General features: G+C 67.4%; 10 protein-coding genes. 5 read left to right on the top strand and 5 right to left on the bottom strand.

Annotation, left to right across the window (positions count from 1 at the left end):
- The first annotated feature begins 130 nt into the window (after positions 1 to 130).
- Complete coding sequence (locus ACLQ3I_RS07110; protein ID WP_425792214.1) at positions 131 to 1819, top strand: SulP family inorganic anion transporter; 1689 nt, start codon at positions 131 to 133, stop codon at positions 1817 to 1819.
- A 45-nt stretch (positions 1820 to 1864) separates the two neighbouring features.
- Positions 1865 to 3274: an amidohydrolase family protein gene (locus ACLQ3I_RS07105; protein ID WP_425792213.1), complete on the top strand. Its 1410-nt coding sequence runs from the start codon at positions 1865 to 1867 to the stop codon at positions 3272 to 3274.
- Between the two features lie 91 nt (positions 3275 to 3365).
- Here ACLQ3I_RS07105 and ACLQ3I_RS07100 read toward each other — a convergent pair whose 3' ends face one another.
- Positions 3366 to 4463, bottom strand: coding sequence for a carboxylate--amine ligase (locus ACLQ3I_RS07100; RefSeq protein ID WP_425792807.1), 1098 nt, complete (start codon positions 4461 to 4463; stop codon positions 3366 to 3368).
- A gap of 234 nt (positions 4464 to 4697) precedes the next feature.
- Here ACLQ3I_RS07100 and ACLQ3I_RS07095 point away from each other — a divergent pair, with 234 nt between their 5' ends.
- Positions 4698 to 5771, top strand: a complete 1074-nt coding sequence (locus ACLQ3I_RS07095) for an EamA/RhaT family transporter (RefSeq protein ID WP_425792212.1) — start codon at positions 4698 to 4700, stop codon at positions 5769 to 5771.
- A gap of 12 nt (positions 5772 to 5783) precedes the next feature.
- On the opposite strand, the gene ACLQ3I_RS07090 is transcribed toward ACLQ3I_RS07095, so the two are convergent.
- Positions 5784 to 6668, bottom strand: a complete 885-nt coding sequence (locus ACLQ3I_RS07090) for an SCO6745 family protein (protein WP_425792211.1) — start codon at positions 6666 to 6668, stop codon at positions 5784 to 5786.
- An 81-nt stretch (positions 6669 to 6749) separates the two neighbouring features.
- Between ACLQ3I_RS07090 and ACLQ3I_RS07085 the strand changes: the two genes are divergently transcribed.
- Together ACLQ3I_RS07085 and ACLQ3I_RS07080 are read left to right on the top strand one after the other, a co-directional pair.
- Entirely contained in the window at positions 6750 to 7202 is a 453-nt protein-coding gene (locus ACLQ3I_RS07085) for a nuclear transport factor 2 family protein (protein WP_425792210.1), read from the top strand.
- The gene (locus tag ACLQ3I_RS07080; protein WP_425792209.1) at positions 7202 to 7924 is read left to right on the top strand and encodes a phosphoribosyltransferase; all 723 of its coding nucleotides are present in this window, start codon (positions 7202 to 7204) and stop codon (positions 7922 to 7924) included. Before ACLQ3I_RS07085 ends, ACLQ3I_RS07080 begins: the two co-directional genes overlap by 1 nt.
- On the opposite strand, the gene ACLQ3I_RS07075 is transcribed toward ACLQ3I_RS07080, so the two are convergent.
- Genes ACLQ3I_RS07075 through ACLQ3I_RS07065 form a run of 3 tightly spaced genes read right to left on the bottom strand, consistent with a single transcriptional unit; the run spans position 7917 to position 13080 of the window.
- Positions 7917 to 9308 carry a wax ester/triacylglycerol synthase domain-containing protein gene (locus tag ACLQ3I_RS07075; RefSeq protein WP_425792806.1) on the bottom strand — a complete coding sequence of 464 codons (1392 nt, stop codon included), beginning with the start codon at positions 9306 to 9308 and terminating at the stop codon, positions 7917 to 7919. The genes ACLQ3I_RS07080 and ACLQ3I_RS07075 overlap by 8 nt on opposite strands.
- 41 nt (positions 9309 to 9349) lie before the next feature.
- Positions 9350 to 10834 carry an HAD-IB family hydrolase gene (locus ACLQ3I_RS07070; RefSeq protein WP_425792208.1) on the bottom strand — a complete coding sequence of 495 codons (1485 nt, stop codon included), beginning with the start codon at positions 10832 to 10834 and terminating at the stop codon, positions 9350 to 9352.
- A complete protein-coding gene (locus ACLQ3I_RS07065) occupies positions 10831 to 13080 on the bottom strand; it encodes a glycerol-3-phosphate 1-O-acyltransferase (RefSeq protein ID WP_425792207.1) in 2250 nt (749 codons plus the stop codon). Before ACLQ3I_RS07065 ends, ACLQ3I_RS07070 begins: the two co-directional genes overlap by 4 nt.
- Positions 13081 to 13191: the final 111 nt, after the last annotated feature.

Below are 13191 nucleotides of genomic sequence, written 5' to 3'. Positions count from 1 at the left end.
CGACAGTCGTCTCGGTGACCGTATCCCAGAACTGCGGCCAACGTGCTCGCCTACTCGAACGTCGTGAAGTTCTGGGGAAATCGCGGTCGTTGGGTGCGTGGACGTGCGTTCGGACGCCTAGGCTGATCGAGTGTCTGTCGTGAACCGGTTCCGACGTCCCACCATCCGAATCTCGCGCCCGCGTCCTGCAGACGCGATCTCCGGGCTCGTGACCGCGTTGTTCTCTATCCCCGAGGGGATGGCCTACGCCAGCATCGGTGGCTTCAACCCGGTCAGTGGCCTCTACTCGGGGATGGTCTCGACCCTGGTCGGTTCCGTCTTCTCTCGCACCGTGCTCATGGTGACGACGCTGACCAGTGCGATCGCACTCTCCGCGCAGAGCGTGCTCTCGCAGGCAGGCCTCGACCCCCACGACATCGGGAACATCGCGATGCTGACGGTGGCCGTCGGTGCGGTGATGCTTCTGTTCGGCCTGCTCCGCATCGGCGCGATCATGGACTTCGTCTCGGGTGCGGTGATGACCGGCTTCACTGTGGGTATCGCCGTTCAGATCGTCGCAGGCGTGATAAAGGATGTCACCGGCTACAAACCCGATGCCCACAACACGGTGATGAAGTTCGTCGATGCCTTCGCGCACATCTCCCAATGGTCGTCACACGCGGTGCTCGTCGCACTCGCCACGGTCGCCGTCTGGGCGGTGTTCCGCTTCATCAAACCGCTCGAGTCCTATTCCACCCTGATCGCCTTGGTGGTGGTCACCGCCGTCACCGCCGTCATCGGGACCGATGTCGAGACCGTCGGTGACATCGCCGAGGTGCCGAACAGCCTCCCGCCGTTCACCGTCCCAGATCTCTCGGCGTTCCCGGATCTGCTGCTCGGCGCTTTCGCCATCGCCCTGGTGGCGCTGGCGCAGGCGGCCGGAATCTCGGCGGCCGTCCCCAACCCCGACAAATCGCGGCCGAGTGCCTCCGGTGACTTCTCCGCGCAGGGCGCGGCCAACCTGATCGGCGGTTTCTTCGGGTCGCTGCCCACCGGCGGCTCGCTGTCGCGCACCGGCGTCGCGGTGTCGGCGGGCGCCCAGACGCGGTGGGCGGGGATGTTCGCCGGCATCTGGCTGATCCTGCTCGTCCTGATCGCCGGCTCTGCCGCGCAGATCATCCCGATGGCGGTCATCGGCGGACTTCTGTTCGTCATCGGCTTCGAACTCATCCAGGGCCGGTGGTCCGACATCGTGCTGGTGTTCCGCACCGCCAGGTTGAGCGCCGTCGCCTTGATCGTCACGTTCATCGCCACCACCCAGATCCCCCTGCAGGACGCCATCCTCGTGGGCGCGGCGATCTCGCTGATCCTCTACTGCGTACAGGCTGCGCGCGCAGCGCGGTTGGTTGCTCTCGTCCCCGACGAGGGCGGCTGGCGGGTGGTCGACACACCGCAGACCCTGCCGGCCGAGGGCATCACCGTCCTGGACTATTCGGGTGTCGCGCTGTTCGCCGAGGTCCCGCGCATCGCCGAGACCTGGCCGACCATCGGCGACGACAACGGCCGCAGCGCGCTGATCCTCAGCGTGCGCACTCTGCCCGACGTCCCGTCGTCGACGTTGCAGAAACTGTTGCGCGCCCACGCCGACGAACTACGGGCCAAAGGCGGCAGATTCATGCTCGCGGGCGTGCGGCCGCCGCTGATGAAGGGCATCGAGAGCGCAGGTCTCGTCGATGCCATCGGCCGCGACAACATCTTCGAGGCCACCGACCGAGTGTTCGAATCCGTCGACGCCGCCTATGCGGAGGCCAAGCGGTGGGTCGATGCCGCACCGGAGTGACACTCTCATCCGGCCGACAGCCTCGGGCTGTGCTTTCGTGTTCGGGTGACCACGACCCATCTCGGCCAGATCTTCCACGTGGCCGGCCGTCCGGCGGTGACCGAGGCACCTGACGCCCTCGCCTGGATCCCAGACGGCGCACTGGTCCTGGACGGCGCCGGCACCATCGTCTACTGCGGCCCGCGCGACGGCCGGCCTGCCGCGCGCACCCCGGGGTCCGCCGAGCGCATTCACGACCACGGCGACGGGTACCTCATCCCCGGATTCGTCGACGCCCACATCCACTTCCCGCAGACCTACTCGGTGGATGCCTACGGCGGCGGACAGTTACTGGAGTGGCTGGAGACGTGCATCTTCCCGGCCGAGGCCCGCCTGGCCGATCCCGGTTTCGCCCAGCAGATCGCACGGGATTTCACCGCCCGCCGGATCGCGGTCGGGACCACCGCGGCCATGGTGTTCGGTTCGGCGTTTCCGCATGCCCAGGACGCGCTGTTCGACGAGACTCGGCGAGCCGGTCTCCGCCTGGTCAGTGGCCGTGGCATCCAGACCACGGGCGGCCCGTCGGCGAGTCCGCTGCTCACCACCGAGCAGCAGGCGATCGACCTCACGGCCGACGAGATCAACCGCTGGCACGCAGCCGATTCCGGCGACGTCTCCTCGGCACTGCTTCACGTGGCGATCGTGCCGAGATTCTCACTGTCGGTCAGCGCGGACACCCTGGCCGGGCTCGGCGAGCTCTACAGCGAGGTGCGCGAGCGTGGGGTCTACGTGCACACCCATCTCAACGAGAACAATCGCCCCGGCGACGGCGAGATCGACCTGGTGAAGCGCAGTTACGGGGTCGACTCCTACCTCGACACCTACGACGGCCGGTTTCTGCCCGGCAGTCGGGTCGGCGGGAAAGGCCTGCTCGGCCGTCGGACCGTGCTGGCGCACGCCGTGCACTGCACCGACGACGAGCTCACGCGGATGGCCGAGACCGGGACGTCGATCGCACACTGCCCGGTGTCCCAGCTGTTCCTCGGTTCGGGCACCATGCCGTGGAAACGGACCGTCGCCGCCGGGATCACGATCGCTGCCGGGACCGACGTCGGCGCCGGAGACGAATGGTTGATCTCGCGGGTGCTGTCCGACGCCTTCAAGGTTCATCTCAGCGAGCCGGGTGCGGAGAGTGTGGCGATGCACCCGGCCGAGATGTTGTTCACCGCAACGCTGGCCGGTGCACGAGCCCTCGACATGGAGAACCGCTTCGGGAACTTCGACGTCGGCAAGGAGGCGGATTTCCTGGTCATCCGACCCGAGCGGTGGACGCCTCTGGAATCGATGCTGCGCCAGGGCATCCGGGCCGACGACGAGGTCACCGCCCGCGATCAGACCCTGTTCGCGCTCTTGATGGGATTACGAGAACCCGCGATCGCGGAAGTCTACGTGCGCGGGCACCGAGTCCGCACCTGAGCGGTGCTGTCGGCGGGATTCCGGTTGCTCTCGGCGGGATTTCGGTTGCCGTCGGCGGGATTCCGGTTGCTGTCGGCGAGATGATGGGGTCTCACTCCGAGATCCGCAGACCGTCCCACTCGTGGTCGTGCATGAATCCCTCGGCGAGCCCGACCTTGTACTTGTAGCAACTGCGCAGGATGCCGAGGTAGGCGAACGGCAGGAGGAGCGCGGGCCGCTGGTCACCCGGGTGACTGATCACGTCGCTCGACGACCGGAAGGCGCGGAGGAATTCGCGCATGCTGCGCCCCCGGCGCGAGTCCTTTCGCCACCCGTAGAGCAGCATGCCCAAACCGATCATCTTGTCGACATCGGTTCCGGGAGTGATGATCTCATCATTGGTCCCGAAGAATGCACGGTCGACGCCGTCCTCCGGACCGAACATCATGATGCCGCTCGTCGCCCGCGGGTTGCACTCGATGCAGAACAGCCCGCGTTCCGGATCCTCGATGAAATCGAACCCGACCTGACCGGTGAAGTTCATGTCCCGCACGAACTTCGAGATCCATTCGAAGATCCCGTCATGCTGCACCGACTTGAAGTTCAGGCACGAACTCCCGCCGATCGCGTAATCCACCGGATAGGTGGCATGGGCATTGATCTGGCCGTCACGGCAGATCGAGTAGGTGCAGTAGTTCGTCCCGGAGAGCCATTCCTGCGCCAGCCACGGGTTGATCGGATCGAACTCGACCCAGTCCATCGGGTCGCCCGGAGTGACCTTGTGGACCTTCTGCGACCCCCGCGAGTAACACTCCTTGAGGGCGAACGGTGCGTCGAAATCGAGGGCCGCGATGTCGTCGGGACTGCGAACCTGCGCATATTTCAGCGCCGGAATCCCACGGGCGACGAGGAGCTCCTGGAATTCGAATTTGTTGTGGAGGCTGTTCTCGGTCTCGAAATCGGACAGGAACAATTCGCATTCGGGCGGGAAGATGTCGACCATCATCGAGAGGATGTCGGTCTCCTCGTGGATCGGGATGACCATGTCGACCTTTTCGTCGACGACGATCTGCGCGAGCGCGTGGCAATACGCCCGCGGCTCGAACTTGGGCGCCGGGACCCGATGAAAGGCGTCGGCCCCATGGGAGAACCTGCTCACGCCCACCGGGATGCTGTCGACGATGGTCACCCGATGCCCGGCTGCGGACATCAGGCGGGTCAGCTCGAGGGTCAGGAACGACCTCCCGAAGGTGATCAGTACATGCTTTTGTCCGGAAGTCCCCACAGTGCCCACCGGGTCGAGTCTAGGAGAGGGCCGATAGGGTGATCCATCGGCCCGCAGGTGACCTGCCGAAAAAGGAATAGTCGGTCGCCCGAAAGCGTTGCAGAATGCTGTTACGCCGGGTTGACCCGAACAGACAGGCGAGAGAGGCGGGGTTTTCTGATGTTCGTGATCGGCATCATCGCCGCTTGCCTCGCCGCCGTCGCCTACGGGATGTCCACGGTACTACGCGCGCTGGGTGCGCGTCGGGTGGCGACGGCGGCCCGCGACGAGGGCACCGAGGAGAACCAGACCAACGCGGCCGGCGGCCCCTCGCTGCAGTCCACCATGTCGACCTTCGTGGATCCTTCCTTCATTCTCGGCACGATGATGGTGGTGATCGGATTCGCCGGCGGCGCGCTGGCCGCGCGCTTCCTCCCGCTGTTCCTCTCGCAGACCATCGTGTCGGCAAATCTTGTGATCACCGCCCTGCTCGGCACCATCATGCTCAACATCGCGCTGCACACCCGCGACTGGATCGCCATCTGGCTGGTCGTGCTGTCGCTGTGCCTGCTCGGCATGTCCGCCGAGCACCACACCGGCGGCGGCGAGAGCGCCGTCTTCCATTGGGAACTGTTCGTCGCGACCCTGGGACTCTGCGCGATCGCCCTGTTCGGCGTGTACCGGCTGGGCAAGCACGCAGCCATCGTCGGAGGCGCCACCGCGGGGCTGCTGTTCGGCATGATCGCGATCGCGGTCCGCGTCCTCGACGGCGTCGCGCCGTTCCATCTCGTCACCCTGCTCACCGACCCGGCCGCCTGGACCATCGCGGTAGCCGGTGCCGTCGGCTTCTTCGTCCAGACGGTCGCTCTGCAGGTGGGCGCGGTGAACGGGGTGACGGCAGTGCTGGTCGTCGGCGAGACGGCCGGTCCCAGCCTCGTCGGCGTGCTGTTCCTCAACGACACGGCCAAGCCCGGACTCGGGTGGCTGGCCATCGTCGGCTTCATCGGCGCCGTCATCGGAGCGGTACTCGTCGCCTGGTACGGCTCCGGCGACCCAGATCACTTCGGCGAGGCGCCACCGCTGAAGGGCGGATGGCGGCGTGGCCGCGTCGACTCGTCCGGTGCCGACACCGGGGAGATCGACACCGGGTTCTACGGGTCGGATCTGTTCGGATGGTCGTCGTCATCGCGGTCGATCCGCCGCAGCCGCTCCTCCGACGACTCCGAGGGGCCGTCGGAGGACGCGCAGCGCTGAGCCGTTCCAGCGTCAGTCCTTCTTGCGGGTCCCCGGCAACACTCCCGCGTCGATCACGGCCTTCACGTACGGCCGCGTGCGTTCCAGGAGTTCATCGACCCCGGGCTTCGCCCAGGCCTGGGCCGTGATGGCATCGGTCTCGGCCTCGATCGCGCGATAGACGTCCAGGCCGGCATCGGTCAGTCGCTCGCCCGATTCCGCCCGGGTCGCCATTCCACGGCCGATCAGCCGGTCCACCGAGGCATCCCAGTCATCGTCCGACCACCCGCGAGTCAGCTGGATGAGCTTGCGGCCGAGAGTCCGCCGACGGACCGTCGGGTCCGGCAGCTCGGCCTCGTGGAAGATCACCGCGTCCAGGGCATCGAGGTCGTGGTTGACCAGCACCGCGACGTGGTTGTCGCCGCGCCATTCCCGGAGAACGGCGATGGCGTGCCACAGCGCGACATGCGGCTCGTCGGGCGGGGTGGCCGAGGCCCAGGCCGACGCCAGCGGACGACCCCCGAAGGGCAGATCGTCGGCCAGTTCCCGATAGCGGTGTGTCAGCTCGACGATCTCGGCGTCGCCGACCCGCTCGCCCAGGATCGCGCGCAGCTGCTCATCCAGCATCTGCACGCGCCGCGCCGCGACCTTCTCCAGCCCGACCGCCCGGGCGGCATCCCAACTCGTGGCGATGAGGTCGGACGCGAAGTTGTAGAACGACGACGTCACGATCGACGCGTGGCACTCCCCCATCGGGGCGCCGCGAGCACCGACGTAGAAGCCATGGCCGTCGAGGCCGGTGTCCTCCTGCGCCGCGCGCAGGCCGTGGTTGAAGTAGGCGAGCACGTGAAACGGCTCGATGCTCTCGTAGGCCTTGCGGGCGGTCTGGTGGGCGGTGTCATCGGCGATCGAGGTCATCGGTCCACACTTGCGGCCACCGGTTGCCGCTGTCAACTGATTCAGTAGGTCTTGGGCGGCAAGTCGGGTAGATGTTGAACCATGGACGATCTCGACGCGATCAAGCAGCTCAAATACCGCTACCTCCGTGCACTGGACACCAAGGACTGGGAGGTGTTCGAAAGAACCCTCACAGCCGATGTCACCGGCGACTACGGCAGCAGCCTCAAGTTCACCACCCGCGACGAACTGGTCGGCTTCATGCGCAACTCGGTCGGCCCCGGGGTGATCACCGAGCACCGCGTCGCACATCCCGAGATCGACGTGGAGGGCGACACGGCCACCGGACGCTGGTACCTGCAGGACCGGGTCATCGTCCCGGATTTCAAGTTCATGCTCATCGGTGCCGCGTTCTACGAGGACCGCTACCGCCGCACCGACGAGGGCTGGCGGATCTGCGGGACCGGCTACGACCGCACCTACGAGGCCAAGATGAGCCTCGACGACGTGCCGAGCTTCGCTCTCGACGTCGGCCCCGCGATCCGGATCGACTGATGTCGCGGCGCGCAGAGGTCTTCGCCGATCGGCAGGCAGCCGGCCGGGCTCTGGTCGAGCAACTTCGTAGCGCGCCGATTCCGACGCTGTCGATCCCCTCCGTGTCGATCCCCTCCGTGCCGATCCCCTCCGATTCGAGTGCGGGCTCCACGCCCGACCACCTCGTCGTGCTGGGTCTGGCGCGCGGCGGTGTGCCGGTGGCCCGGGTGGTGGCCGATGCCCTCGGTGCCTCACTCGACGCGCTCGTGGTCCGCAAACTCGGGGCACCCGGTCAGCCCGAGTTCGCGATGGGCGCCCTGGCGGCCGGGCAGGTCGTGGTCAACGACGATGTACCCCGCCGGCTCGGTGTCTCACCCGAACAGTTCCAGGAGGTGGTCGACCGCGAGGAGGCCATCCGCACCGACCGTGAGCATCGCTACCGGGGAGGTGCCGAACCAGTAGCCGTCGAGGGTCGCACGGTGATCCTCGTCGATGACGGGATGGCGACCGGATCGACGATGGCGGTGGCGCTGCGTGCCGTGGGTGCAGCAGGCGCCGCCGCCGTCGTCATCGCCGTGCCGACGGCACCCGACGACGCGATCCGGCGCTTCACCGCCGACCCGGCCGTCGACGCCGTGGTCTGTGTGAGCTCACCGGAGCCCTTCCACGCCGTCGGGTTGTCGTATCGCGACTTCCAGCAGGTCGGCGACGATGAGGTCACGCGCTGCCTCCGGCTCAGATGACGCGCCGCATCAAGCCTGCTGCACCCGAGCCTGTTTCGGCGCCAAGGGCCAGAACCTCGTCGAATCCGGCGACGAGGCAGTCGGCGAAGAGTTCCGGATCGGTGATCGAGGCGGCATCGTGGTTCAGCCCCAGGCAGGCGGTGCCGTTGTGGGTGATCATGGTGGCCATCACCGCGCACCCGGGCAGCGGCCCGAACGGGAACATGCGTTCCACCTTCGCCCCGGCAACGTAGGTGTCCCAGGGGATTCCCGGCACGTTGCTGGCCTGCAGGTCGTTTTGCGTTGTCGCACCACTGAACTGAGCGAGAACCTGGCCCGGCAGCCAGGCCAGCACCGAGCCGAGGGTGTTGAAGATGTCCACGGCGGGTTCGGTCCGCGCGGCACGAACCTGTTCGCGGATGGTGAGCACCCGCTCGAACGGATCGGCGATGCCGACGGGACCGGCCATGCGTCCGACCGCGATCCGGTTCCCGCCGGCCGGATCCTCGGGTCGGCGTACGGAGATCGGGATGGCCACCGGGATCGCGTCGACCGGCTGCCCGAGTTTCTCGTGATAGAACCGGAAACCGCCGATCAGCCCGGCGAGATAGACGTCGTTGACCGAGGCCCGGGCGGTGACGCCGGCAGCCTTCAGGTCGGCGAACGGGACCTCGAAGGCACTGAATCTCCACGAGATACTCCGCGCAGCGAGCAGCGGTGAGCCCGGCGGAGACACCAGGCCGGCCACCCGCGGCACCGATCGTCCGTACCGCAGGACGTCGCTCAGCGCCTTCCTCGGTCGGGTCAGCGCACGCAACCCACGCACAGCGCTGTCGACCCGATGCGGGAGTCGTTCTACCTCCTCGCCGAGCTGGCGCCCGACCACGTCGAGCGCCGAGATGTTCACCGGCTCGGGGCTGGGCGGCTGCGGCTTGCCGGGGATCGGATCGCGCGACGTCGAATGCAGCTGCGCCAGACCGAGAATCGCCCCCAGACCGTCGGTGAGAGCATGATGGGCCTTGAGGAAGTACGCTGACCGACCGTCGGGAAGACCTTCGATCAGAGTGCCCTCCCACGGCGGGCGGGCCGGGTCGAGTGCGGTCATCGCGAGTTGCTCACAGGCCGAGAGGAGTTCGCGCATCGAGCCGTCGCCGGCGAGGCGGATCCGTCGGAGGTGGTAGTGCAGGTCGAAGTCGGGATCCACCGCCCAACTCGGGGTGCCGGTGCCGAACGGGGAGTCGACGACGCGCTGCCGGAAACGCGGTGCCATCCGACTGCCCCACTCATGTGCGGCGAGCAACCGATCCCAATCCGGCACGCAATCATAGATTTCCAGCATGCTGATGGTGCCGCGCAGCCGACGATCGGTGTCACCTCGCCACATCAGGGCATCGACCGGGCTCATGTGCGGCTCGTTGGCCCAGTCCAGTGGCTGGTCGGTGCTGCTCACTCCCACACCCCCGTCGCTCGGGTCATCCGGCCGTCCTCAAACGATTCGACCGGCCAGTCGGCCAGTGCGCTGACGAACATCTGCCGGACCTCGTCGGCATGCTTCCCGGCGTCCTCCGGCCGCCACTGCGACGTGTCGACCGGCGGCAACACCTTGACCTCCACCGTGCCGGGTTTGATCAATTGCGAACCACGCCACATCAATTCACCGGTGTTGCGGAGCACCACGGGCACCACCGGTACGCCTGCCTGCATCGCGATGTGAAACGGCCCCTTCTTGAACGGCCCGATCCGCGGTGTCGACGACCGGGTGCCCTCCGGCGCGACCACCAGCGACACACCCTCGTCGCGGAGCTTGCGGACCGCGGGCTGCATCTGCTCGATCGCCTTGCCCGCATCGGCCCGGTCGATGAAGACCAGGCCTGCCGCGTCCAGGATCTGCCCTAGCACCGGCACCCGCTTGACCTCCTTCTTGGCGACGCCGGTCGCGTCGCGGCGGACCAGATGGATGATCACGGGCAGGTCGAGTTTGGACTGATGGTTGAACACGAACACGCATGGGCGGTTCGACGTCAGGTACTCGGCGCCGTCGAGAACGCGCACGCCGACGCCCGCGATGCGCAGCCCGAGATCGTTCCCGGCCGGGATGGCCGACTCCACGAGCACGCTCGGATCCCGGCGAACGAGTCCACCGGCGGCCCCGAGCACCGCCGACCCGATGAAGGAGCCGTAGAACGCGCCGGTCCGCGCCGCCATCGCCAGCCGGTTGTAGCTCGGGTTGCGCAGATCGAGGATCGGCCAGCCCCGCGCCTGGGCCTCCGCGCGCAGGCCATACCGGGGTGAGACCGCCGCCGGATGTCCGACCGACTCCAGGTAGGGGATGTCCTCGTTTCCGTCGCTGTAGGCGAACGACGCGTCGAGGTCCATCTCGTGTTCGCGCGCCAGCGCCCGCACCGCGGCGGCCTTGCCCGGACCCCACAGCGGTCGCCCGAGAATCTCACCGGTGACGATCCCGTCGATCACCTCGACGTCGGTCGCGAGTGCGTGGTCGGCCTCGATCTCGCGGGCGATGGGCTCGATCTGGAATCGCGTGGCCGACGACGCGATGACGATCCGATGGCCCATCTCGCGATGCGCCCGCAGCAGCTGCCACATCTGCGGACGCAGATGCGACGCGGTCTCGTGTCTGAACAGATCGTCGCCGAACGCGACCATCTCGGCATAGGTCTTGCCGGCGAAGGTCGGTCTGGTCGCCTCCAGCACTTCGGCGTAATCCTGCTCGGACTTCACCCCACGCAGCGCGATCAGCAGGAAGCTGCCGAGTTCGCCGAGACCGAACTCGAGACTCTTCACCCGGGCCCGCGTGATCGCGCTCGCGGAGAAGCCCTCGATGAGGGTGCCGTCGTAGTCGAAGAACGCCCCGACCTTCTTCCCGGTGGGCGCCGACCGGATCTCGCGCAGTCGGTCCGCGACCGTACTCATGCGAGCAATCCCGCCTGCTCGGCCTCGATCCAGGCGATTCGCCGCAACCGTTCGCGCATCGAGCGCACCTCGTCGAGCCACTTCTGCCGAGCGGTCGCGAGATCGGTGTCACCGCGACCGACGCCGTCGTCCGGAACGAGTCCCCGGTTCTCGGCCAGCTGATAGGCCGCGTCGTAGAGCTCCGTCGAGACCGAGTCCTTGCTGCGCACGATGCCCTGCAACGACAGTTGCCTGCCCAGGCCGAGGCAGTCGGCGAGCACCTGATCCTTTCCGAGCGAGCCGTCGCCCAGGCAGACGAGCCGTTCGGCCACCACCAGCTGGGCGTCGAAGAACGGCTGCAGGGTGCGGCGTGCGAACAGCGTGCCGGCATGGTCGTGCAGCACCCGATCGGTCCATTCGGGGCTCGGCGACACCTCGCGCCACCCAGGGGCGAGCAGATCGAGCTCGACGCCGAGCCGGTGCAGGAAGACGTCCTTGGTCGGGAAGAAGAACTCGAACTTCAGCAGATCCCGGATCCGCAATGCCTCCTGCTGGGCGGCCGGCAGCAACCCACCCTCGCCGACCACCAGCTCGCCGTCGGCGGTGGCCAGCAATCCCAGTTCGACGATCGCACGATCGACGAAATGGTGCAGCGCCCCGTTCCGGTAGTAGGCCGCGACGGCGTGGTTGTCGGGGGCGATCGACCAGACCGTGTCGGTGCCGCCGTCATAGGTGGTCAACACGCCCGCGTCGGTGAGCTCCCGCAAGGTGCGCCGCAATCCGACACCGCGGCACAACGCGGGATCGGGTCCGGGCAGCTCCCGTCGATCGATGTAGTCGAGCAGCGGCGCGAGGATCGCCTCGATCTCCGCCGCGGTGTACGCGCGATCGCGCGCACCGAGGATCGCGAAGCCGGCGAGCGATGTCGCCGAGATCGGTGTGGCGGCATTGATCTCGTCCATCACCTTGAACGCGACCTTGTCCAGTCTGGCCCGCCCCTCGCCGGCCTCGCGCAGCGCCTGCCGCAGCGAGAACGGTTCTCCGAAGCGAACGCGCGCCTCCCCGAGGTAGCTTCGCTGGGCCTTCGCGTACTTCAGCAGCCAGGTGATGCCCTCCGGCTTCTTGGTGCCGCCCGCGGATTCGGCCGCCATCGCGCCGATCTCGTGCAGCTGGTCGTAGACAATCGAGGTCGGCACCACCATCACGTCGGAATCCTCGAGTTGCTCGACCGCGTCGACGACGTAGGCGAGCAGACCGAGCATCGGCTTGCGCAGCTTGCCGGTCCGGCTGCGGCCCCCTTCGATGTACCACTCGAGGTTGAACCGTTTCTCCACGATGAACGACAGATAGGACCGCATCGCGAACTTGTAGACGGGATCGCCGCCGAATTTGCGGCGGATGAAGATCATCCCGGCCCGGCGGGCGATGGGCCCGACGGGCCAGAACGACAGATTGTTGCCCCCCAGAACGAGATTCGGCGGGAAGTCGTGACCACGCAGGACCTCGGCGAGCACCAGCGGATCGACGTAGGAGCGGTGCGACGGCAGGAACACCAGGCCGTGTGACCTGTTGAGGGTGCGCAGGCGGTTCAGCGTGTCGAGGTCGACCGACACGGTCCAGGTCCGTTCGTGCAGGTTGCTGAAGACCGAGGAGAAGACGTCGTCCATCAGACGGCTCTGGGTGGCGACGAAGTTCGACATCTTGTCGGTCGCCTCCTGCACCACCACCGCGGCCGGGCGACCGAGTTCGGCGGCGAGCTTGGCCGCCTTGGCCTGGAACCGCGCCGACGAGCTGATCTGTTCGGCGACCAGCCTCGGCACCTTGTACCGGTCACCGACGATCTGACGCTCGGCACGCTCCGCCGACAGCGACGCCTGCACGGACACGAATGCGGTGAACGGTTCCCCTTCGGCGAACTCGTTGGCGTAGCGCTCACGCAGGTCGGCCACCGTGGCCGGTTCCCCCTGCACCACGCGCAGCCGATCGGGTCGCCGATTCCTGATCGCCTTCTGCCGTATCGCCATGGGTCGTCGGGGATTGGACAGGACCAGCACGTCCGCCAACGAGACCCGACGCTCCCCCTGCCGCACCGCGGGCAGCCAGACAGCACGTGCGGGGATCAACTCGGTGTCGGGTTCCAGATCGTCGGCGGCCACCTCACGCAGTGCCCGCACCGGGGCGTCGGGATGGGTGGTCGCGGCCCACTCCCGCACCGCCTGCAGCTCACATTCCGTGCGCACCTCCGCGAGCACCAACGAGTCGCCCACGACACACCACCTCTCACGCCTCCCGACCCCGACGATCCGGACCGGTTGCGCTCATTGTGGCCCCAGATCGACCCACCCATGACTGGTTCGACCAGACAGGGTCCAGACCGT

The organism is Gordonia sp. DT101 (assembly GCF_049844895.1).
In the GTDB taxonomy this organism is placed as follows: Bacteria; Actinomycetota; Actinomycetes; order Mycobacteriales; family Mycobacteriaceae; genus Gordonia.
This window is presented reverse-complemented; position numbering and strand designations above follow the sequence as displayed.